Here is a 21846-nt window from a genome sequence, read left to right on the forward strand (position 1 = left end):
GAGAAATTCTCTATTACCTTTTTCTGTTCTGTATACATAATAATTTTTAAAATATTACCTATATTAGATGATTATAAGAAAAATCCATTTCCTAGATTGGATGTGTACATATGGTTGTAAGCATGACAGGGTTTGGAAGAGGCAAGTTTGAATCCGAGTCATTCACCGTTACAGTGGAAATGAAATCGGTTAATCATCGGTTTTCAGAGTACAATATTCGCATGCCGCGACAAATACTAAAAATAGAAGATAAAATTAAAAAGAAAATCAATGGTCATGTAACAAGAGGAAGAGTTGAGGTATTTATAACCGTTGAAGGAACGGTAAATGTAAATACAAGTGTTAATGTGAATTGGAATCTAATAGAAGAGTATTATCATGCACTGCAGACAATACAAGAAAAATATAACCTAGAGAATGAACTTTCCATTCAAGATTTAGTTAACCGTGACGAATTCATTACCATACAAGATGATGAAACTGGGAACGAAGAGCTGGAGAATGCAGTAATAGAAGCAGTTGAAACAGCTGTGAATGAATTGAAGCAAATGAGGATCAACGAAGGAGAAAACTTGGCAAAAGATGTTTCACATCACTTACAGCTTTTAAGCAGTAAGGTTGAAGACTTAAAAGTTTATGCTCCAAATGTAATTCAGCATTATGCTGAACGCTTGAAGAAGAGAGTGGAAGAGTTTACAAATGGAATCATTGATGAAGCAAGAATAGTGAATGAAGTAGCTATTTTTGCTGATAAGGCAGATATCAACGAGGAATTAACAAGATTAGGAAGCCATATTGACCAATTTCAAAAAAACTTGCAATTACATGATCCAATTGGAAGGAAGCTGGACTTTCTCCTGCAGGAAATGAACCGGGAGGTAAACACGATCGGATCAAAAGCGAATGATTCTGCAATTGCGAATGTTGTGGTCGAAATGAAAAGCTTACTAGAAAAAATGAAAGAGCAAGTGCAAAATATAGAGTAGTATTCGTTTAAAAACGGGTATATAAGGAAAAAATAAATAACTATAATTGGGGGAGAAACATGTCAATCAAATTAATCAATATTGGTTTTGGAAATATTGTTTCTGCAAACCGAATTATCTCCATTGTAAGTCCTGAATCTGCTCCAATAAAAAGAATTATTCAAGATGCGAGAGATCGTGGCTCACTTATCGACGCGACCTATGGAAGGCGGACACGCGCAGTCATTGTCATGGACAGTGATCATGTTATTCTTTCTGCTGTCCAGCCGGAGACGGTCGCAGCCCGTTTAAATGATCGTGATGAAATAATGGATGAAGGGTAGGATCAATTCATGCAGGAAAAGGGTATATTAATAGTTCTCTCTGGCCCATCTGGAGTGGGGAAAGGAACTGTTCGGAAAGAGATCTTTTCTCAAGGCAATACAGATTTCGAATATTCCATCTCCATGACAACGAGATCTCCTCGTGAAGGAGAAGTAGATGGAGTTGATTATTTTTTTAAGACAAGAGAAGAATTTGAAGAGTTGATCAGCCAGGGAAAATTGTTAGAGTATGCTGAGTTTGTCGGGAATTACTATGGTACACCAGTAGATTATGTCCGACAGACTTTAGATAAAGGTAAAGACGTTTTTCTCGAAATTGAGGTTGAAGGGGCAAAGCAGGTCCGTGAAAAATTCCCGGATGGTTTGTTTATCTTTTTGGTACCACCTAGCTTGTCAGAATTAAAAAATCGCATTGTGACAAGAGGAACAGAGACAGAAGATGTTATTAATAATCGAATGACCGTCGCGAAAGAAGAAATTGAAATGATGCACTTGTATGATTATGTAGTTGAAAATGATCAAGTTGAAAATGCGGTTGAACGCATTAAAGCAATCGTGATTGCGGAGCATTTGCGCAGAGAGCGAGTGGAACCAAAATATAGAAAAATGCTGGAGGTTAATTAGTATGCTATATCCATCAATCGATTCATTAATGACTAAAATTGATTCGAAGTATTCATTAGTGTCAGTGGCTGCAAAAAGGGCACGCATTTTACAACAAGGTGCAAGACCTCTCCTTGATAAGTATGTTTCTCATAAACAAGTTGGTAAAGCACTAGAAGAAATACACGCAGACTCACTTACTTACCGAGTTGTAAAAGAAGAAGCTGTACAAGAGTAGGCAGATCAAAACGACAACCTAATTGCTAGGTTGTTTTTTGTTTGTGGGAATAAAATTAATGCAATGAACCGACAATTCTTGCATAATGGAATAAAGATGATAGACAAGGGATGGTGGTCCACTATGCTGAACGGGAAAAATATTCTATTATGCGTTACTGGAGGTATCGCGGTCTATAAAGCAGCAGCTTTGACAAGTAAACTATCACAAGCGGGGGTTAATGTTAAGGTTATCTTGAGTGACTCTGCAGCAAAGTTTGTCACTCCATTAACTTTTCAAGCACTATCAAGAAATGACGTTTACATAGACACATTTGATGAGAAAAATTCCAAAGTGATTGCACATATCGATCTAGCGGATTGGGCTGACTTAGTCTTAGTTGCGCCTGCCACTGCAAATGCCATAGGAAAGCTGGCAAATGGTATTGCCGATAATATGGTTACGACTACATTACTTGCTGTTACTTCACCGATATGGATCGCGCCAGCTATGAATGTTCATATGTATGATCATCCTGCTGTGAAAAAAAATATCGACACACTGCATCGTTTCGGATATCAATTCATTGAACCAAGTGAAGGTCATTTAGCTTGTGGTTATGTTGGTAAAGGACGCCTCGAGGAACCTGAAAAAATCGTTGAGATTTTAAGGGAGTTTTTTAGAAGTCCTGGAGAAACTCTTAAAGGCAAACGAATTATGGTGACAGCAGGGCCAACACGTGAAAAAATTGACCCCGTGCGTTATATTACGAATCTTTCGACGGGTAAAATGGGTTATGCGATTGCCGAACAAGCTAAAGCTCTTGGTGCTGAGGTGATTTTGGTATCAGGGCCTGTATCGATTGAACCCCCTCAAGGGGTTAAAGTGGTTCGAGTTGAGAGTGCCGAAGAAATGTACGGTGCGGTGATGAATGAATTCGAAAGTGTTGATATGGTGGTTAAGACAGCGGCGGTGGCTGACTACCGGCCAAAATTGACTCATGATGAAAAGATGAAAAAACAGCCAGGAGAACAAGTGTTAGAACTAGAAAGAACGAAGGATATATTATTTGACCTCGGACAAAAGAAAACAAAGCAAGTTCTTGTTGGGTTTGCTGCTGAAACAACGCAAGTGGAAGAGTATGCACAAGGGAAATTGTTAAAGAAAAATGCTGATATGATTGTAGCAAATAATGTGAAAGCGGCAGGTGCTGGCTTTGGGCATGACACTAATATCGTTACGATATTCAAAAGAAACGGAAAATCGCTAGAACTTCCATTAATGTCTAAGCAAGAGGTTGCAAAAAAAATACTAATAGAAGCATCTGAATTTTTTAAGGATGGCCAGGAAAAATGATAGCAAGCGTCATCGTAGATGTCCCGGCTAAACAAACGGACCGCAGCTTTGATTACAAAATACCTGAAAGTTTGAATGATGTTATAAAACCTGGAATGAGGGTCGTGGTTCCATTTGGTCCACGAAAAATACAAGGTTTTGTTGTTTCTATTAAGCCTCAATCTGATTTTAAGAAATTAAAGGAAATTATTGAACCGATGGACCTATACCCGGTCTTGACGGATGAGTTATTAGAGCTTGGAGATTGGTTAACGGACAAGACACTTGCCTATAAAATCTCAGCTTTTCAAGTGATGCTGCCCGCTGCTTTAAAAGCAAAATATGAGAAAAAATTAAGAATCATGCCCTCGGTAACTCCGGAATCCCTTGCAGCACCATTGCAAGCGATCTTTAAGAACAATGATACATATTCTTGGGACGAAGCATCAAATCAAGGACTATTATCGATTCTGCAAAAAGAAGCTAACAGAGGGAAGATAGAAGTAGTTTACGAAGTAAAAGAAAGAATCAAAAAGAAGACGATCAAATATCTTTTACCTAAAGTTACTAAGGAAGAATTAATCAACCTTATGAATGAAATGCCTGCCAATGCTTCAAAGCAAAAGGAAGTCTTGAATTTTTTTATAGATCATCCGAAGCAGATAGAGTCACGTGAATTGTTGAGTGTATTGGGAATTTCTTCGGCTACAGTAAAAAGCTTGGTCAAAAAAAACATATTGTTAGAGAAGTCTCTTGAAGTTTACCGTGATCCATACGAAGACAGAAAGTTTGATACAACGAAGCCTCTACCGTTGTCGGAGGATCAGGAAAAGGCTATACGTCCAATTCTCACAACTATTGAGGAAAAGCTTCAGAAAGTATTTTTGCTATATGGCGTTACAGGCAGTGGAAAGACAGAGATTTATTTGCAATCGATCCAGCAGGTAATTGAAAAAGGCAGAGAGGCGATTGTCCTTGTTCCTGAAATTTCCCTTACTCCTCAAATGGTCAAACGTTTTAAAGGAAGGTTTGGAAACAAAGTGGCTGTTCTTCATAGCGGTCTTTCTTTAGGGGAGAAATACGATGAATGGAGAAAAATCCAAAGAAAAGAAGTCAGCGTTGTAGTTGGGGCAAGATCAGCGATTTTTGCACCTTTTGAAAATCTAGGGATCATCATTATTGATGAGGAGCATGAGACAAGCTACAAGCAAGAGGATAACCCTCGCTACCATGCTAGAGATGTAGCGGTACAACGGTCGATCTTTCACCGCTGTCCGGTTGTATTGGGAAGCGCTACCCCTTCGTTAGAATCCTTTGCTCGTGCAAAAAAAGGTGTATATGAATTGTTGACATTACCAAAGCGGATGAATAATCACGCTTTACCTTCCGTTCAAATAATTGATATGAGAGAAGAGCTGCGTGAGGGCAACAGGTCGATGTTTTCGCGATCATTATTAGAAGGAATAAAAGCAAGACTAGAGAAAAAAGAGCAGATTGTTCTCTTTTTAAATAAACGCGGTCATTCATCCTTTGTTATGTGCCGGGATTGTGGATATGTGATTAATTGTCCTAATTGTGATATTTCCTTAACCTACCATCGTGCAAATCAACAAATGAAATGTCATTATTGCGGCTATGAATCTTTTGTACCGAAGCAGTGCCCAGAATGCAGCAGTGAGCATATTCGTTACTTTGGAACAGGTACGCAAAAGGTCGAAGAAGAACTAGGGAAAATCCTGCCTGAGGCGAGAGTTATTAGAATGGATGTTGATACAACAAGCCGGAAAGGGTCTCACGAGAGGCTTTTGGATGATTTTCAGGCGGGGAAAGCAGATATTCTTCTTGGAACGCAAATGATTGCAAAAGGTCTTGATTTTCCAAATATTACATTGGTGGGGGTTTTGTCGGCGGATACAATGCTGCACCTGCCAGATTTTCGCTCATCAGAGAAAACTTTTCAGCTTCTAACGCAGGTTAGCGGGCGGGCAGGAAGGCATGAGCTTGAAGGAGAGGTTATTATCCAGACCTATACTCCTGAACATTACAGCATCGAATTAGCTGGTGAGCAAAACTTTGACCGCTTTTTTGATCGAGAAATGATGATGCGAAAACTGCATCATTATCCGCCTTTCTACTATATTACGCTTATTACCATCTCTCATGAAAATGTCATGAAGGTGGTATCGGTAACAGAAAATATTGCAAAATATGTTGGTACAAGGGTTTCGAAGGATGCGATTATACTAGGCCCTGTTGCTTCACCGATCCCGCGGATCAATAATAGATATCGATATCAATGTTTGATAAAATACAAGCGGGAACCAGACCTTAGCAGGATATTAAAGTCATTACTTGACCATTATCAGCAGGAAATGGCATCAAGCGGCTTGCAAATATCGATTGATTTAAATCCTTATATATTAATGTGAGAAGAAAATCTGCTAAAATAGGGCGAAATGTAATGAAGAACTCAATTTTAGTTGAAAATAGATGAATAAAGCGAAATTTCCATCAAAGGCTTGCTCATTGGTTGTGAAGGTAACCGACTGGCAAGGTGTCCTGCTGATGGAAGCCTGTGATATTTGATAATGGGAGGAAATAGTTTGGCTGTTCGAAAAATTGTAATGTACCCAGCTGAAGTTTTAGAAAAAGAATGTGAGATTGTGACTCAATTTGATAAGAAACTTGGAAAAATATTGGATGATATGTATGACACCATGATTGAGTTTGATGGAGTCGGCATTGCTGCCCCGCAAATTGGGATTGATAAACAAATTGCGATTGTCGATATCGGAGATGAGACTGGGACGATTGAATTAATTAATCCAGAAATACTGGAAACAAAAGGAGAGCAGACAGGCCCAGAAGGATGTTTGAGTTTTCCAGGGCTGTTTGGAGAAGTAACACGACCTTTTTTTGTAAAAGTGAAAGCGCAGAACCGCAAAGGAAAATATTATCAAATAGAAGCAGAAGACTATATGGCAAGAGCGATTCAACATGAGATTGATCATCTGCACGGGGTGTTATTTACTTCAAAAGTCAGCAAGTATTTAAAAGAAGAAGAATTAGAGGGCGTGGAAGAAGAATGACAAAGATAGTATTTATGGGTACACCGGACTTTTCTGTTCCAGTATTAAAAAGGCTGATGGACGATGGGTATGATGTGATTGCCGTAGTGACGCAGCCCGACCGCCCAGTTGGCCGGAAAAAGGTGTTGACTCCACCGCCTGTTAAGGTGGCAGCAGAGGAATATAGGATTCCTGTCTTACAGCCTGAAAAGATTCGTAACCGTGAGAGCCTGGAACCGATTCTAGCACTTAAGGCGGATTTAATCGTAACAGCTGCATTTGGACAAATTCTGCCGAAGGAGCTATTGGATGCTCCAAAATATGGATGTATTAATGTACATGCTTCCTTGCTGCCGGAACTGCGCGGTGGTGCACCAATGCATTATGCGATCATACAGGGTAAAAAGAAAACAGGGATAACGATCATGTATATGGCTGAAAAGCTTGATGCTGGAGACATCTTAACGCAAATTGAAGTGCCGATAACAGAAGACGATAATGTGGGAACTCTGCATGATAAGCTCAGTGAGGCTGGTGCAAATCTACTTTCTGAAACCCTCCCGAAGCTGATCAATGGTGAACTTCAACCCATTCAACAGCGGGAGGAAGAAGCAACTTTCGCCTATACGATCAAACGTGAGCAGGAAAAAGTGGATTGGAGTAAGACGGGAGAGGAAATCTATAACCATGTTCGCGGAATGAATCCTTGGCCGGTAGCTTATACCATTTTGAAGGAAACAGTTCTTAAGCTTTGGCAGGTTGAAAAAACACAAGGTGCTAAAAAGGGAAAACCTGGAGAAGTTATCGAAATAAAAGAGGATGGATTTATTGTATCTACGGGGAATGATACAGCAATAAAAATCATCGATCTCCAACCGTCAGGAAAAAAACGCATGAAAGCTGGAGATTTTTTAAGAGGAGCAGGTTCAAAGCTTGTTGTTGGAGACAGATTAGGAGATATTCATGAGTCGTAAAGGGAATGTAAGAGAAAGCGCATTAACTCTTTTAGAAACCATTGAAAAAAATCAGTCGTACTCTAATTTACTTTTAAACAACACGATTAAGAAAAACGAAATTGATCCTAAAGATATTGGGCTGCTGACTGAACTTACATATGGAACACTGCAAAGAAAAATGACGCTTGATTATTATTTGCAAGCATTTATAAAAAAAGGACGTAAAATAGATGACTGGGTGAGGCAGCTGTTAAGACTCACCCTTTATCAAATGATTTATTTGGATCGAATTCCAGATCGCGCTGCTATTTATGAGGCGGTTGAGATTGCCAAAAAAAGAGGTCATAAAGGTATCGCCAGCATGGTAAATGGGGTTCTGCGCAGTATACAAAGGGAAGGGATTCCGAGCCTGGATAACATTGGAGACCGTGCTGAAAGAATTTCGATCGAGACTAGTCATCCGCTTTGGCTAGTACAACGCTGGATTAAACAGTTTGGGTTCGAGAAGACAAAAGAAATGTGTGAGATCAATCTAACAGCACCGCTGCAAACCGCCCGTGTAAACACAACAAAAATCAGCCGGGATGAATGCTTAGCCTTGCTTCGAGATGAGGGATATGAGGTAGAAGAGAGTCCGATCATACCGGAAGCTATTAAATGTTTACGTGGAAATTTAGCTAATTCTAAAGCATTTCGAGAAGGATATATCACAATTCAAGATGAAAGCTCTATGATCGTTGCATATGCTCTTGGTGTGGAAAAAGATGAAAAGGTCCTCGATGCTTGTGCAGCACCAGGCGGCAAGTCTACTCATATAGCGGAAAAGCTTCAAAATAGCGGAGAAGTGATTTCACTGGATCTCCATGAGCATAAGGTAAAACTGATCTCTGAGAATGCTATCCGCCTTGGTCTTTCTAATATTAGTACAAATGCGATGGATAGCAGAAAAGTTCAAGAACATTTTCAAAAAGAATCATTTGATCGAATTTTAATCGATGCACCTTGTTCAGGTTTAGGTGTAATGAGAAGAAAGCCTGATATGAAATATACAAAAAAAGAAGAAGATGTGACAAATCTAAGTCAAATCCAGTTGAGCCTTTTAGAATCGATTACGCCGTTATTGAAAAAGGATGGTATAGTCGTATACAGCACATGTACGGTTGATAGAGAAGAAAATGATGATGTCATTAAACTTTTCTTAGAACAGCATGGAGAGTTTGAAGGCGACAGGACACTAAAGGAACGACTACCAGAGGCAGTAAGACCGTTAGCGGAAGACTTTTCTTTACAAATCTTGCCACAGGATTTTGGATCTGACGGATTTTATATTGCTTGTTTAAGGAAGAAGGGATAAGAATTGGAACAAACAACTATGGAAAAAGCAGAAACGATTGTACAGAAACCATCAATTTATTCCTTACAATTGCATGAATTAAAGGAATGGTTAAAAGAAAATAATGAAAAACCTTTTAGGGCAGATCAAATTTTTGATTGGCTTTATGTAAAAAGAATTTCGACGTTTGAGGAGATGACCAACCTTTCAAAAGGATTGCGAGAAAAACTAGAGGATCAATTCTCTATTACAGCGTTAAAAACGATCATCCAGCATACATCTTCTGATGGAACGATCAAATTTTTATTCGAACTCCACGATGGTTTTTCCATTGAGACGGTTTTAATGCGCCACGATTACGGAAATTCTGTTTGTGTGACGACCCAAGTCGGCTGCCGGATAGGCTGTACTTTTTGCGCCTCTACTCTTGGAGGGTTAAAAAGAAATCTGGAAGCAGGAGAAATTGTATCGCAAGTCGTAAAAGTTCAACAAGCACTAGATGAAACTGATGAGAGAGTAAGTTCGGTTGTCATTATGGGAATTGGGGAACCGTTTGACAACTATGATTCGATGATGTCATTCCTTAAGATCATTAATCATGATAAAGGGTTAAATATCGGGGCTCGTCATATTACTGTCTCAACAAGTGGAATCATTCCAAAAATCTATAAATTTGCTGATGAAAATATGCAAATTAATTTTGCTATTTCTTTGCACGCACCCAATACTGAACTTAGAAGCAGACTAATGCCAATTAATAGAGCATACAAGCTTCCTGAGTTAATGGAAGCCGTAAAGTATTATATCGAAAAAACCGGCAGACGAATCAGCTTTGAATATGGTTTATTTGGAGGAGTTAATGATCAAGTAGAGCATGCTGAAGAATTAGCAAGGCTTGTAAAGGGAGTTAAGTGCCATATCAATTTGATCCCTGTTAACTATGTACCGGAGAGAGATTATGTGCGCACACCAAAAGAACAAATCTTTTTATTTGAAAAAACACTAAAACAGCATGGTGTGAATGTAACGATTCGCAGGGAACAAGGCCATGATATTGAAGCAGCTTGTGGCCAGCTGCGTGCAAAGGAGAGAAAAGAGGAGACGAGGTGAAAGCTGTGAATGCGGTGTTTATGACAGACCGTGGTCGTATTCGTCAAAATAATGAAGATAACGGAGGAATTTTTACAAACCTGGATGGAAACCGCCTTGCCATTGTAGCAGATGGCATGGGCGGTCACCGTGCTGGGGATGTGGCAAGTTCAATGACTGTTAATCATCTCCAAAAGATGTGGGAGGAAACGAAAGGAATTGAAACGGCCGATCAGGCGGAACAGTGGCTGAAAAATCATATTCAAGAGGTCAATAAACTGGTCTACGAACATGCCAGGGTGAATCCAGAATGCGATGGGATGGGAACAACCATTGAAGCAGTGATCGTGACGAGTACGTTTACAACGATTGCTCATGTTGGAGACAGCCGATGTTATATCCTCAATGATATTGGATATAAACAACTGACTGAAGACCACACACTGGTAAATGAACTTGTTAGAACAGGACAAATAACAAAAGAAGATGCTGAACATCATCCAAGGAAAAATGTTATTTTACGGGCACTAGGTACTGAGTTAGAAATCAAAATTGATATTAAGACGATTATGTTCGAAGAAGGAGATTACCTTCTTTTGTGCTCCGATGGGCTGTCAAATAAAGTTAGTGAAAAGAAGATGATTGAAGTATTAGAAAGTGAAGACTCCCTAGAAGAGAAAGCAGCCTCCCTAATAAAGATAGCAAATGAAAATGGCGGAGAGGATAATATCACCCTGATTATTCTCCAATATGATGATTACAACGAGAGAGGGTGACATAGATGCTGATAGGAAAAAGACTAAGCGGCCGCTATAAGATTCTAGAAATGATTGGTGGCGGAGGTATGGCAAATGTATACCTTGCTCATGATATGATCTTAGATCGCGATGTCGCTGTTAAAATTCTCCGCCTCGATTTTGCTGATGACGAAGAGTTTATTCGTCGATTTCACAGAGAGGCTCAATCAGCTACCAGCTTAGCGCATCCAAACATAGTTAATATATTTGATGTTGGGGAAGAGGATTCAATTTATTATCTTGTCATGGAATATGTGGATGGCCAAACATTAAAACAATACATACAACAGCAGTCTCCTGTTCCGATACAGGAAGCATTGGAAATTATGCAGCAGTTAACCTCCGCAATTTCACATGCGCATCAAAATCATATTATTCATCGCGACATAAAGCCGCAAAATATCTTAATAGATTATGAAAAAAATGTAAAAATAACTGATTTTGGGATTGCCATGGCGCTAAGCGCAACAAGTATTACGCAGACTAATTCCGTTCTCGGATCTGTCCATTATTTATCTCCTGAGCAAGCACGCGGCGGGATGGCAAATAGGAAGTCGGACATCTATTCTTTAGGAATTGTTATGTTTGAATTATTGACAGGGAGGCTTCCTTTTTCAGGTGAATCTGCCGTGTCAATCGCATTAAAACATCTTCAATCTGAAACACCTTCTTTAAGACGCTGGAATCCCGATATCCCTCAAAGTGTCGAGAATATTGTTTTAAAAGCAACAGCAAAGGATCCCTTTCATCGTTATGATAGTGTGGAAGAAATGGAACAAGACCTAAGAACAGCCCTAGATCCATCAAGATGGGATGAGGAAAAGTTTACGGTCCCTGTAGATGATGATGCAACCAAAGCAATCCCAATCATCACCGATGACAGAACTTTTGATAATCTTGATGAAACCATTGTACATGGCAAGGATCAAAGTGATGATGTGGCCGTTAAAGATTCACCTGGTGATCAATCGATAACCGAGAAGACCCAAAAAAAGCGGAAAAAGTGGCCGGCTATATTAATATCTACCTTTGCAATTCTGATTATTCTTATGATTTTAGCAGTCACGGTTCTTCCTGATTTATTGGTTCCAAAGGACATCGAGGTACCTGATGTTACAGACTATACATTGGAAGAGGCTAAAAAGAAACTCCAAGAAGATGGTTTTATTATTGGAGAAACAATTGAAGAACCTCATGAAGAGATTGAGGAAGGTGCAGTTTTCAAAACTGAACCAAAGGCTCACAGTTTTGTTAAAGAGGGAAGTCCTGTTAATTTATATGTGAGTACTGGGAAGAATAAATTTGTGATAGAAAATTATGTAGACATGTCTTACGAGGATGTATACAGCCAGCTGGAAGATCTGAATTTTAAAGATATTAGAAAAAAAGAAGTTTTTCACGAAGAGAAAGCAGTTGGAGTGATTTTAGAACAAAATCTTTCTGAAGGAGATGAAGTTATTCCGGAGGAGGAAATTTTAGAATTTACGGTCAGTATGGGGCCGGAACCAATCCGACTAAAGGATCTAAGTGGGTATAATGATAAAGGATTAGCGGAATATGCTGACTCTAGTGGTTTGAACATTATTATCTTAGAGGAAGGTCAGCATCATGATACGATTCAAAGCGGCTTAGTGATCGAACAGAACCCGCCAGCAGGAACTCAGTTACAAAAGGGAGATAAGGTGACAGTTACTTTATCAAAAGGAAAAAAAGAGGTACTTGTCAAACATGTGCAGGTCGAAATTGACATCCCATATGAACCAATTGAAGAAGGAATGCCTCAAACTGTCCAAATTTTAATTGAGGATATGAACAATGATATAACTGTTCCTTTTGATTCTTTTGAAATTACGAGTCCCGTAACCAAAACAATTACGTTAACGATTGCGGAAGGAACATCGGGCAGCTATAAAGTAGTTCGGGATGATGAGGCTATAATTGAGGAGCCTGTACCTTACCCAGAAGATGAATAATCAATCAAATAGAAAACTAAAAAGGAGTGTATGTATGCCTGAGGGCAAAATTATTAAGGCCTTAAGCGGATTTTATTATGTTTTGACAGCAGAAAACGAGGTTATTCAATGCAGGGGCCGCGGTGTTTTCCGAAAGAATAAGGTTACCCCATTAGTCGGGGATGAAGTTGTATTTCAGGCTGAAAATGACCAAGAAGGTTATATTTTAGAAATCGGAAAAAGAAAGAATGAGCTAGTTCGTCCTCCGATTGCAAACGTAGATCAAGCGATACTAGTCTTTTCTGCTGTCGAACCTGACTTCAGTCCTGCACTTTTAGATAGATTTTTGGTTTTGGTGGAGTTCAATGGAATACGCCCTATTATTTGTGTGACAAAACTGGATTTGGCTACAAGTGATGAGCGTAAGACGATTGAGCAATATAAGGAAGATTATGAAAGTGCAGGCTACCAAGTGCTATTGACCTCATCGGAAACAGAGGATGGAGTAGAACAGTTAATCCCGCTGCTAGAAAGTAAGATATCTGTTTTTGCAGGACAATCAGGTGTTGGAAAATCTTCTTTATTAAATGTCTTAAGACCGGATTTAAGTATTAAGACGGATGATATTTCATCCCATTTGGGCCGGGGAAAGCATACGACCCGTCACGTTGAATTAATCCATGTTGGAGCAGGTTTGGTAGCTGATACGCCTGGTTTTAGTTCATTAGATTTCACAGATATTGAAGCAGAGGACTTGAATTATTGCTTTCCCGATATTGAACAGAAGAGCGAAAACTGCAAATTTAGAGCTTGTTTGCATATAAAGGAACCAAAATGTGCTGTAAAGGATGCTGTAGAAGCTGGGGAAATTCCACAGTATCGGTATGATCATTACAAACAATTTTTACAAGAAATTAAAGATAGAAAGCCGAGGTATTAATCATGGTTAAGATTGCACCATCAATATTATCAGCTGATTTTTCAAAATTGGGAGAGGAAATTAAAGATGTTGAAAGAGGAGGAGCTGATTATATCCATGTCGATGTAATGGATGGACATTTTGTTCCCAACATCACGATTGGTCCATTAATTGTTGAAGCGATTAGACCAGTAACGAAGCTCCCGCTTGATGTTCATCTGATGATTGAAAATCCTGATCAATACGTAGAAGCCTTCGCGAAAGCTGGAGCGGATTATATAACTGTACATGTTGAGGCGTGCCGGCACTTGCATCGTACCATTCAGAACATCAAAGCTCAGGGAGTAAAAGCTGGTGTTGTATTAAATCCAGCAACACCTGCAGACTCGATACAGCATATTATCGAGGATGTGGACATGGTATTGTTAATGTCAGTAAACCCTGGTTTTGGCGGTCAAAAATTCATTCCATCCGTGTTAACGAAGATTAAGCAAGTAAAGGAAATGGCTGACTCTAAAGGATTACAGCTTGAAATAGAAGTGGATGGAGGCGTTAATACAGAAACTGCAAAGCTTTGTATTGAAGCAGGAGCAAATGTATTAGTGGCTGGGTCTGCAGTATACAATCAGCCAGACCGTAAGAAAGCCATAGAAGCATTAAGAGCTTAATGTAGTATTGACTGCCCTGTTCAGGCACATTTATTTAGGCCAGCTGAAAATCCCTTCAGCTGGCTCTTCTTCTATAATCATTCTAGTAAGGTGGTTTGTATGATAATTAATATAGTAGCTGGAGGACCAACTGACCATCTTCCTGATTTAACGCAATATAATGATCATAATTGTGTTTGGGTTGGAGTTGACAAAGGCGTCACAGTATTGTTGGAGGCAGGTATTAAGCCAGCAGTCGGTTTCGGTGATTTTGATTCCGTTTCTTCAGATGAACTATACGCCATTAAGAAGAAAGTAAATCAATTAATGACATATGAGGAAGAAAAGGATGAAACGGATACGGAACATGCATTAAATTGGGCGATCGGACAAAATCCAGATAAAATAAGGATTTTTGGTGGTACTGGAGGACGTCTAGATCACTTCTTTGCTAATGTTCAGTTAATTTTAAAGCCGGCTTTAAAGGAACTTCCTTATCAAGTTGAAATAATCGATCAAAAAAACATTATATTTGTAACTTATCCAGGTATCCATCGTTTAAATAAAATAAGTGAAAAAAAATACGTTTCTTTTATTCCTGTATCTTCAGCTGTAGATAGGCTTACACTCGAGGGGTTCAAATATCCTCTAAAAGACCGGCATATTCCTTTAGGTTCGACACTATGTATTAGTAATGAACTTCTTAACGATTATGGTACTTTTTCTTTTAGAGAAGGCATATTAATGGTGATAAGAAGTTGTGATTAAAAAATTTTTTCAATGAAAAGTACTCATTTTTATCCTTTGAATATGCTGATATTGGCAAATGTTGTGAATTGTATGGGTGAGATGGTAAGGAGGGACATTATGAAATTTTATACAATTAAACTGCCGAAGTTTTTAGGCGGCCTTGTCCGCGCCATGTTAGGGACTTTTAAAAAGGATTAATGCAATGATCGATTCATCATACGGATTGGATACAATCTATAAAAATGACTTCGAGGCACCTCATGAACTTATGGGGTGTGTTTTTTTATTAATGTGGTTATGCTATAGATAGAAAAAAGCATCCAAAGTGGATGCTTTTTTTGGTGAGCAGGACGGCATATTATACGCGTTCTACTTTACCTGATCTTAGCGCTCTTGCAGAAACCCAAACACGCTTAGGCTTTCCGTCTACAAGAATACGTACTTTTTGAAGGTTTGCACCCCACTTACGCTTTGTAGCGTTCATAGCGTGAGAACGTGCATTACCTGTAGTTGTCTTTTTCCCAGTTACAACACATTTACGTGGCATATTATTTCCCTCCTTTACAGTGAAAGGTGAAGCTAATTTTTCAATGTTATTATGGCAATATTTCATTGCTTTAAAATTTAATGCGAAAAATGAATGTATTTTTCGGTCATTAAAAGATACCTTAATAATTTATCACACAACTAATTGGAATGCAATAGTTGTCTTTCAAGAAAATTACCTTGACAAAAAGATATTGCTAAATAGGCATCTATCCCGATTATATAATAGTTTCTTTAAGCTGTAGAAAGGTTTAAATTTAGGTTACACTTTTAAATTTGAGATGCTTATAGTAAAATGGCTTTAGCTAAGGAGTAAATTCCAAAGGGGGAACGATTCATGTCCATTGAATTAAAAACAAATTTCGGACAAATTGATATCTCAAATGATGTAATTGCTACGATTGCAGGTGGAGCAGCAATAGATTGCTATGGTATAGTAGGAATGGCTTCAAAGCACCAAATTAAAGATGGATTAACAGAAATTCTACGTAAAGAAAATTTCACTCGCGGAGTAATTGTCCGTCAAGAAAATGATGAAGTACATATTGATATGTACATTATTGTAAGTTATGGAACGAAAATTTCCGAGGTTGCTCATAATGTTCAATCTAAAGTAAAGTACACTTTAGATAAAACGGTAGGGTTAGCCGTTGACTCGGTAAATATTTACGTTCAAGGAGTTCGTGTAACGAACCCGTAGTGAGGAGGAAAGTTTGTGTCTATTAAAATTCTAGACGGAAAGCGTTTTGCAGAAATGGTCATTCAAGGAGCTAACCATTTATCCTCAAATGCAAAATATGTGGATGCATTGAACGTTTTTCCTGTTCCGGATGGAGATACTGGAACAAACATGAACTTATCTATGACCTCTGGAGCAAAAGAGGTTAAAAATAATGTTCAAGACCATATTGGAAAGGTAGGAGTTTCCCTTTCGAAAGGTCTGTTAATGGGAGCTAGAGGGAATTCAGGTGTTATTTTATCCCAGCTCTTCCGAGGTTTCTCAAAATCAATTGAAAATAAAGAATCAATAAATGCTTTTGAATTTGCTGCGGCTTTTGAAGCGGGAGTTTTAACGGCCTATAAAGCAGTTATGAAGCCGGTTGAAGGTACCATTTTAACGGTTGCGAAAGATTCCGCAAAAAAAGCGATTGAAGCATCAAATAAAAGTGATGATATAATCGGCATCATGGAAGAAGTTGTTAAAGAGGCAAGAGCATCCTTAAAACGTACACCTGACTTGCTTCCTGTTTTGAAGGAAGTTGGGGTCGTTGATAGTGGCGGTCAAGGACTTTTGTTTGTTTATGAAGGGTTCTTGGCGGAGTTAAAGGGAGAAAAACTCCCGGATTCACCAGAAGAACTGCCGTCAATGGATGAATTAGTAAATGCCGAACACCATAAGTCCGTGCAAGGGCATATCAATACAGAAGATATTGAGTTTGGTTATTGTACAGAATTTATGGTTCGTTTCGAAGAAGATAAATTAAATCAAAAGCCATTTTCGGAAGAGGCTTTTCGAGATGATCTAAGCAGTTATGGTGATTCTCTACTAGTCATAGCGGATGAAAATGTGGTTAAAGTACATATTCACTCAGAACAGCCTGGGGCTGTATTAACATATGGGCAACAATATGGAAGCTTAATCAATATGAAAATTGAAAACATGCGTGAGCAGCATTCAAATATTGTCGGTTCTCCTGTTGCTGCGCCACCAGCTAAAAAGAAAAAAGAAAAACTAGAGTATGGCATCGTTACGGTTTCGATGGGAAGTGGAATAGCAGAGCTTTTCCGAAGTATTGGAGCAAATGCCGTGATTGAGGGCGGGCAGACTATGAACCCTAGCACGGAAGATATTGTAAAGGCCATTAAAGAAATCAATGCGAAGAGAGTGCTAATCCTGCCTAATAATAAAAATATTATTATGGCTGCAGAACAAGCTGCTGAAGTATGTGAAGAAGATGTTGTCGTGGTACCAACGAAGACGGTTCCTCAAGGGATGGCTGCTCTATTAGCGTTCAATCCTACAGCAGATCTAGAAGCAAATAGAGATGGCATGGTGGAAGCGATCCAGCATGTGAAAACAGGACAAATCACTTATGCAGTACGTGATACAAGTATAGAAGGCTTAAGCATTGAAAAAGATGATTTCATGGGAATTGCCGATGGGAAAATCATAATAAAAGATAAAGATAAACTGAAAGCTGCTAAGGAGCTTTTGAAAAATATGCTCGATGAAGATGCAGAAATATTAACAATACTAAAAGGGGAAGATGCATCGGATGAAGATGTAAATGCCCTAGTTGAGTATATAGAGACAGAGTTCGAGGATGTTGAAATAGAAACACATGATGGCAAACAACCATTATATGCTTTTATTTTCTCGATTGAATAAGATTTAAATGAAAACTTACGAAAGCATGGCTGCAAAGTCATGCTTTTGTATTATAAATTTTTGATATTGTGTGAGGAGGAGTGGCGGCAATTGTACCGCTCAAAAACAAGTGAAAGACAATGGACTAAAACAACCAGTTACGGATGTGAAAGGGATTGGAGAAGAAACGGCAGAAGCATTATCTGATTTGAATATTCGGACCGTTAAAGATTTATTAGAATATTTTCCTTACAGATATGAGGATTACCGCCTCAAAGATTTATCGCAAGTTAAGCATGAAGAAAAAGTTACTGTAGAAGGGGTTGTCCATAGTGAGCCATCCCTGGTGTATTATGGAAGGAAACGTTCAAGATTAACGATTCGATTATTAGTAAATCAGTTTTTGGTACAAGTTGTGTATTTTAACCAGCCGTATATGAAAAACAAAATTTCGATCAACGAAACGCTTACTGTTACAGGTAAATGGGACGCGCATCGCCGCACGATAACTGCATCGCAGACGAAGATAGGTGAAATGAAGAAAAATAATGAATTTGAACCTGTTTACCATGTGAAAGGGTCGGTTACTGTTAAAGGGGTTAGACGGTTCATCCAGTTGGCGCTAAACCAATATGGGGAAAGCATCACAGAGACTTTACCAAAGGAATTTCTTCTTAATTATAAACTGTTGAATAGAAGAGAAGCTATTCGTGCTATCCACTTTCCTCTAAACAGCAATGATGTGAAGCAGGCAAGAAGAAGATTTGTTTATGAGGAGTTTTTGTATTTTCAATTAAAAATGCAAGCTTTGAGGAAATTTGAGAGAGAGCAATCCAAGGGTACTATCCAAAAGTATGATCTAGAAAAACTAAAATTATTTTTAGAGAGTTTACCTTTTCAGCTGACTAATGCTCAAAAGCGTGTTGTGAATGAGATCCTTGCAGATTTAAAATCTCCTTATCGAATGAATCGGCTTCTTCAAGGTGATGTTGGTTCTGGTAAGACGGCAGTAGCTGCGATTGCCTTATATGCAAGTATAACTGCCGGATTTCAGGGGGCTCTTATGGTACCGACTGAAATTCTTGCTGAACAGCATGCGGAATCATTGAAGAGTATGCTCCAGCCTTTTGATATAGAATGTGATTTGTTAACTAGCTCTGTTAAAGGAAAAAGGCGTAAAGAAATACTAGAGAAGGTTTCTAATGGGAAAATACATTTACTAATAGGAACACATGCCCTTATCCAAGATGAGGTAGTCTTTCATAAGCTTGGGCTCGTCATTACAGATGAGCAGCACAGATTTGGAGTAGAGCAAAGGCGGATACTCAGGGAGAAGGGGGAAAATCCGGATGTTCTATTTATGACTGCAACGCCAATCCCAAGAACGCTTGCGATAACAGTGTTTGGTGAAATGGATGTCTCGGTCATCGATGAGATGCCTGCCGGGAGAAAGGTGATCGAAACGTATTGGGCTAAGCATGACATGCTGGATCGTGTTCTAGGCTTTATGGAAAAAGAATTGATACAAGGCAGACAAGCTTATGTCATTTGTCCGTTGATTGAAGAATCAGATAAGCTTGATGTTCAAAATGCAATCGATGTTCACGCTTCATTAACTGCTTATTTTGGAAATAGATATCATGTTGGATTAATGCATGGAAGACTGACTTCGGATGAAAAAGACAGTGTTATGAAGTCTTTTAGCAGCAATGATGTGCAGGTTCTTGTTTCCACAACCGTTGTTGAGGTAGGAGTGAATGTTCCAAACGCTACGATGATGGTGATCTATGATGCAGAGAGGTTTGGGCTATCCCAGCTGCATCAGCTGCGCGGCCGCGTCGGCAGGGGAAGTGAACAATCGTACTGCATATTGCTGGCGGATCCGAAAACGGAAGTCGGCAAGGAAAGAATGAAAATTATGACAGAAACAAACGACGGGTTTGTTCTTAGTGAAAAAGACTTAGAGTTAAGAGGACCAGGGGACTTTTTTGGAAAAAAACAAAGCGGTCTGCCTGAATTTAAAGTAGCCGATATGGTACATGATTACCGAGCATTAGAAACAGCGAGGAACGATGCAGCCGAGTTAATCCGGTCAGAAGCTTTTTGGAATTCACCTGAATACGAAACTTTAAGAGGATATCTGCAAGAATCTGAGGTTTTAAAGGGAGAGAAGTTAGATTAGGATTTAAAGGTGTCAAAAACGAGGAAGCATAGAGTTTGAGACAGCTAAAAGCAGATGACAAGAAGAACAGAGTTCTCTCTTGCAATCTGCTTTTTTTAATCATATACTACTATTAGTACCTAGTCTTAATATCTCGGACGGTGGCGGAAAAAATGAAAAGAAATAAAAAAGAACGGCAATCCTTGTTAACGCAAACGATTAAAGAAAATCCGTTTATTACGGATGAGGAGCTTGCTGATAAGTTTTCAGTAAGCGTTCAAACGATTCGTCTTGATCGGCTGGAGTTGTCTATCCCGGAATTGAGGGAACGAATCAAACATGTTGCAGAAAAACGATTTGAGGATGAGGTTCGATCCTTGCCCATTGATGAAGTGATTGGAGAAATAATTGATATGGAACTCGATCAAGCGGCGATTTCCATTCTTGATATAAAAAAAGAACATGTCTTTAAAAGAAATAAAATAGCAAGAGGCCATCATTTGTTCGCACAGGCTAATTCGTTAGCGGTAGCGGTAATTAATGATGAGCTGGCTCTAACCGCCAAAGCAAATATTCGATTCACCCGGGCAGTAAAGGAAGATGAAAGAGTTGTTGCTAAAGCGAAAGTGATCAGAATTGATCGAGCCAGCGGCAGAACGCTAGTAGAAGTGAATAGCTTTGTAAATAGTGAACTTGTTTTCAAAGGTGATTTTGAAATGTATCGTTCAAACATATAGAACACCAGGTTAAGAACACAAAATCTAATAATTAGGATGGGATACATACATGAAGTTAGCAGTGGATGCTATGGGCGGTGACAATGCTCCAAAAGAGATCGTCTTAGGAGCTATGAAAGCCGTTCAAGCCTTTGATGATTTACAGATCGTACTTGTAGGGAACGAGAGTCAAATCAAACAGTTCCTTTCTAATGATGAGCGAATCTCCATTATTCATACCGATGAGGTGATATTGGCGACAGATGAACCAGTTAGAGCTGTACGACGCAAAAAAAACTCCTCTATGGTACTGGCAGCGGGATTAGTTGCAGACGGCCAAGCTGATGGTTGTATTTCTGCAGGTAACACGGGTGCATTAATGGCAGCAGGGTTGTTTGTAGTAGGCAGGATAGAAGGAATTGAGAGGCCTGCTCTAGCTCCTACTTTGCCCACTATTGGCGGTGAAGGCTTCCTGCTTTTAGATGTGGGAGCGAATGTTGATGCAAAACCGGAGCACTTGCTGCAAAATGCGATCATGGGTTCTATTTATAGTGAAAAAGTTAGAGGGATAAAGAATCCCAGGGTCGGTCTTTTGAACATAGGTACAGAAGAAAAGAAAGGCAATGATCTTACGAAGCAAGCCTTTACACTTATTCAAAATTCAGGACTTCAGTTTGTCGGGAACGTGGAGGCCCGGGATTTACTAGAAGGAGTAGCGGATGTTGTTGTAACAGATGGTTTCACAGGTAATATGGTACTGAAAACCATTGAAGGTACAGCACTTTCGATGTTTAAAATGATCAAAGCCACTCTTACGTCAAGCTTAAAGTCGAAACTAGCAGCTGCTGTTTTAAAGCCGGATCTAAAAGAACTAAAGTCTAAGCTGGATTATTCTGAGTATGGTGGAGCAGGTCTTTTTGGCTTGAAAGCTCCTGTGATAAAAGCTCACGGTTCCTCTGATGCAAATGCGCTTTACAATGCGATACGTCAAACGAGGAATATGATTGAAAAGGACGTTTCGCTATTGATTAAGGAAGCAGTGGAAAAACAATAGAGTGTAAATAAAAATTTTTTTGAAGG

The 21846-nt window shown here is 39.1% G+C and carries 22 protein-coding genes; 21 read left to right on the forward strand and 1 reads right to left on the reverse strand.

What is annotated here, in order from left to right; all coding sequences use genetic code 11:
• Window positions 1–110 precede the first annotated feature (110 nt).
• The 16 genes from CZ487_RS07325 (at window position 111) to spoVM (ending at window position 15173) form a co-directional block, all read left to right on the forward strand.
• Window positions 111–986, forward strand: a complete 876-nt coding sequence (locus CZ487_RS07325; protein ID WP_077211468.1) for a YicC/YloC family endoribonuclease — start codon at window positions 111–113, stop codon at window positions 984–986.
• Between the two features lie 59 nt (window positions 987–1045).
• Complete coding sequence (remA, locus tag CZ487_RS07330; RefSeq protein ID WP_077211469.1) at window positions 1046–1309, forward strand: extracellular matrix/biofilm regulator RemA; 264 nt, start codon at window positions 1046–1048, stop codon at window positions 1307–1309.
• A 9-nt stretch (window positions 1310–1318) separates the two neighbouring features.
• Window positions 1319–1933: a guanylate kinase gene (gmk, locus tag CZ487_RS07335; protein WP_077211470.1), complete on the forward strand. Its 615-nt coding sequence runs from the start codon at window positions 1319–1321 to the stop codon at window positions 1931–1933.
• 1 nt (window position 1934) lies between these two features.
• Window positions 1935–2150 carry a DNA-directed RNA polymerase subunit omega gene (rpoZ, locus tag CZ487_RS07340; protein WP_077211471.1) on the forward strand — a complete coding sequence of 72 codons (216 nt, stop codon included), beginning with the start codon at window positions 1935–1937 and terminating at the stop codon, window positions 2148–2150.
• A gap of 123 nt (window positions 2151–2273) precedes the next feature.
• Entirely contained in the window at window positions 2274–3485 is a 1212-nt protein-coding gene (gene coaBC, locus CZ487_RS07345; RefSeq protein WP_077211472.1) for a bifunctional phosphopantothenoylcysteine decarboxylase/phosphopantothenate--cysteine ligase CoaBC, read from the forward strand.
• Window positions 3482–5893, forward strand: a complete 2412-nt coding sequence (gene priA / locus CZ487_RS07350; protein ID WP_077211473.1) for a primosomal protein N' — start codon at window positions 3482–3484, stop codon at window positions 5891–5893. The genes coaBC and priA overlap by 4 nt, the downstream gene beginning before the upstream one ends.
• A gap of 174 nt (window positions 5894–6067) precedes the next feature.
• On the forward strand, window positions 6068–6553 hold the full coding sequence (gene def, locus CZ487_RS07355; protein WP_077211474.1) for a peptide deformylase: 486 nt from the start codon (window positions 6068–6070) through the stop codon (window positions 6551–6553).
• Entirely contained in the window at window positions 6550–7506 is a 957-nt protein-coding gene (gene fmt / locus CZ487_RS07360; protein WP_077211475.1) for a methionyl-tRNA formyltransferase, read from the forward strand. Before def ends, fmt begins: the two co-directional genes overlap by 4 nt.
• Complete coding sequence (rsmB, locus tag CZ487_RS07365; RefSeq protein ID WP_077211476.1) at window positions 7496–8842, forward strand: 16S rRNA (cytosine(967)-C(5))-methyltransferase RsmB; 1347 nt, start codon at window positions 7496–7498, stop codon at window positions 8840–8842. The genes fmt and rsmB overlap by 11 nt, the downstream gene beginning before the upstream one ends.
• 18 nt (window positions 8843–8860) lie before the next feature.
• The gene (rlmN, locus tag CZ487_RS07370) at window positions 8861–9931 is read left to right on the forward strand and encodes a dual-specificity RNA methyltransferase RlmN (RefSeq protein ID WP_139339543.1); all 1071 of its coding nucleotides are present in this window, start codon (window positions 8861–8863) and stop codon (window positions 9929–9931) included.
• A gap of 5 nt (window positions 9932–9936) precedes the next feature.
• Window positions 9937–10686, forward strand: coding sequence for a Stp1/IreP family PP2C-type Ser/Thr phosphatase (locus CZ487_RS07375; RefSeq protein WP_077211897.1), 750 nt, complete (start codon window positions 9937–9939; stop codon window positions 10684–10686).
• A gap of 5 nt (window positions 10687–10691) precedes the next feature.
• The gene (pknB, locus tag CZ487_RS07380; protein WP_077211478.1) at window positions 10692–12680 is read left to right on the forward strand and encodes a Stk1 family PASTA domain-containing Ser/Thr kinase; all 1989 of its coding nucleotides are present in this window, start codon (window positions 10692–10694) and stop codon (window positions 12678–12680) included.
• A gap of 34 nt (window positions 12681–12714) precedes the next feature.
• On the forward strand, window positions 12715–13599 hold the full coding sequence (gene rsgA, locus CZ487_RS07385) for a ribosome small subunit-dependent GTPase A (RefSeq protein ID WP_077211479.1): 885 nt from the start codon (window positions 12715–12717) through the stop codon (window positions 13597–13599).
• Between the two features lie 2 nt (window positions 13600–13601).
• Complete coding sequence (gene rpe / locus CZ487_RS07390) at window positions 13602–14246, forward strand: ribulose-phosphate 3-epimerase (RefSeq protein WP_077211480.1); 645 nt, start codon at window positions 13602–13604, stop codon at window positions 14244–14246.
• Between the two features lie 99 nt (window positions 14247–14345).
• On the forward strand, window positions 14346–14993 hold the full coding sequence (locus tag CZ487_RS07395; RefSeq protein WP_077211481.1) for a thiamine diphosphokinase: 648 nt from the start codon (window positions 14346–14348) through the stop codon (window positions 14991–14993).
• A gap of 99 nt (window positions 14994–15092) precedes the next feature.
• Complete coding sequence (spoVM, locus tag CZ487_RS07400; RefSeq protein ID WP_077211482.1) at window positions 15093–15173, forward strand: stage V sporulation protein SpoVM; 81 nt, start codon at window positions 15093–15095, stop codon at window positions 15171–15173.
• Window positions 15174–15333: 160 nt separating this feature from the next.
• On the opposite strand, the gene rpmB is transcribed toward spoVM, so the two are convergent.
• Entirely contained in the window at window positions 15334–15522 is a 189-nt protein-coding gene (gene rpmB / locus CZ487_RS07405) for a 50S ribosomal protein L28 (protein WP_077211483.1), read from the reverse strand.
• Between the two features lie 336 nt (window positions 15523–15858).
• Between rpmB and CZ487_RS07410 the strand changes: the two genes are divergently transcribed.
• The 5 genes from CZ487_RS07410 (at window position 15859) to plsX (ending at window position 21820) form a co-directional block, all read left to right on the forward strand.
• Window positions 15859–16221, forward strand: a complete 363-nt coding sequence (locus CZ487_RS07410) for an Asp23/Gls24 family envelope stress response protein (protein WP_077211484.1) — start codon at window positions 15859–15861, stop codon at window positions 16219–16221.
• Window positions 16222–16236: 15 nt separating this feature from the next.
• Window positions 16237–17910, forward strand: coding sequence for a DAK2 domain-containing protein (locus CZ487_RS07415; protein ID WP_077211485.1), 1674 nt, complete (start codon window positions 16237–16239; stop codon window positions 17908–17910).
• Between the two features lie 109 nt (window positions 17911–18019).
• Entirely contained in the window at window positions 18020–20071 is a 2052-nt protein-coding gene (gene recG / locus CZ487_RS07420; RefSeq protein WP_077211486.1) for an ATP-dependent DNA helicase RecG, read from the forward strand.
• 152 nt (window positions 20072–20223) lie between these two features.
• The gene (fapR, locus tag CZ487_RS07425; protein WP_077211487.1) at window positions 20224–20787 is read left to right on the forward strand and encodes a transcription factor FapR; all 564 of its coding nucleotides are present in this window, start codon (window positions 20224–20226) and stop codon (window positions 20785–20787) included.
• 49 nt (window positions 20788–20836) lie between these two features.
• Window positions 20837–21820, forward strand: a complete 984-nt coding sequence (plsX, locus tag CZ487_RS07430) for a phosphate acyltransferase PlsX (RefSeq protein ID WP_077211488.1) — start codon at window positions 20837–20839, stop codon at window positions 21818–21820.
• Window positions 21821–21846 lie beyond the last annotated feature (26 nt).

Source organism: Robertmurraya dakarensis (genome assembly GCF_900156875.1).
Lineage (GTDB): Bacteria > Bacillota > Bacilli > Bacillales > Cytobacillaceae > Robertmurraya > Robertmurraya dakarensis.

Excerpts from the sequence above, each read along its gene's own strand:
- rsmB (WP_077211476.1), top strand. The coding sequence starts at position 7,496 with ATGAGTCGTAAAGGGAATGTAAGAGAAAGCGCATTAACTCTTTTAGAA.
- CZ487_RS07395 (WP_077211481.1), top strand. The coding sequence starts at position 14,346 with ATGATAATTAATATAGTAGCTGGAGGACCAACTGACCATCTTCCTGAT.
- fmt (WP_077211475.1), top strand. The coding sequence starts at position 6,550 with ATGACAAAGATAGTATTTATGGGTACACCGGACTTTTCTGTTCCAGTA.
- spoVM (WP_077211482.1), top strand. The coding sequence starts at position 15,093 with ATGAAATTTTATACAATTAAACTGCCGAAGTTTTTAGGCGGCCTTGTC.
- CZ487_RS07410 (WP_077211484.1), top strand. The coding sequence starts at position 15,859 with ATGTCCATTGAATTAAAAACAAATTTCGGACAAATTGATATCTCAAAT.
- rpmB (WP_077211483.1), bottom strand. The coding sequence starts at position 15,522 with ATGCCACGTAAATGTGTTGTAACTGGGAAAAAGACAACTACAGGTAAT.
- coaBC (WP_077211472.1), top strand. The coding sequence starts at position 2,274 with ATGCTGAACGGGAAAAATATTCTATTATGCGTTACTGGAGGTATCGCG.
- rpe (WP_077211480.1), top strand. The coding sequence starts at position 13,602 with ATGGTTAAGATTGCACCATCAATATTATCAGCTGATTTTTCAAAATTG.
- remA (WP_077211469.1), top strand. The coding sequence starts at position 1,046 with ATGTCAATCAAATTAATCAATATTGGTTTTGGAAATATTGTTTCTGCA.
- rpoZ (WP_077211471.1), top strand. The coding sequence starts at position 1,935 with ATGCTATATCCATCAATCGATTCATTAATGACTAAAATTGATTCGAAG.
- plsX (WP_077211488.1), top strand. The coding sequence starts at position 20,837 with ATGAAGTTAGCAGTGGATGCTATGGGCGGTGACAATGCTCCAAAAGAG.
- gmk (WP_077211470.1), top strand. The coding sequence starts at position 1,319 with ATGCAGGAAAAGGGTATATTAATAGTTCTCTCTGGCCCATCTGGAGTG.
- fapR (WP_077211487.1), top strand. The coding sequence starts at position 20,224 with ATGAAAAGAAATAAAAAAGAACGGCAATCCTTGTTAACGCAAACGATT.
- rsgA (WP_077211479.1), top strand. The coding sequence starts at position 12,715 with ATGCCTGAGGGCAAAATTATTAAGGCCTTAAGCGGATTTTATTATGTT.
- priA (WP_077211473.1), top strand. The coding sequence starts at position 3,482 with ATGATAGCAAGCGTCATCGTAGATGTCCCGGCTAAACAAACGGACCGC.
- rlmN (WP_139339543.1), top strand. The coding sequence starts at position 8,861 with ATGGAAAAAGCAGAAACGATTGTACAGAAACCATCAATTTATTCCTTA.
- pknB (WP_077211478.1), top strand. The coding sequence starts at position 10,692 with ATGCTGATAGGAAAAAGACTAAGCGGCCGCTATAAGATTCTAGAAATG.
- CZ487_RS07325 (WP_077211468.1), top strand. The coding sequence starts at position 111 with ATGGTTGTAAGCATGACAGGGTTTGGAAGAGGCAAGTTTGAATCCGAG.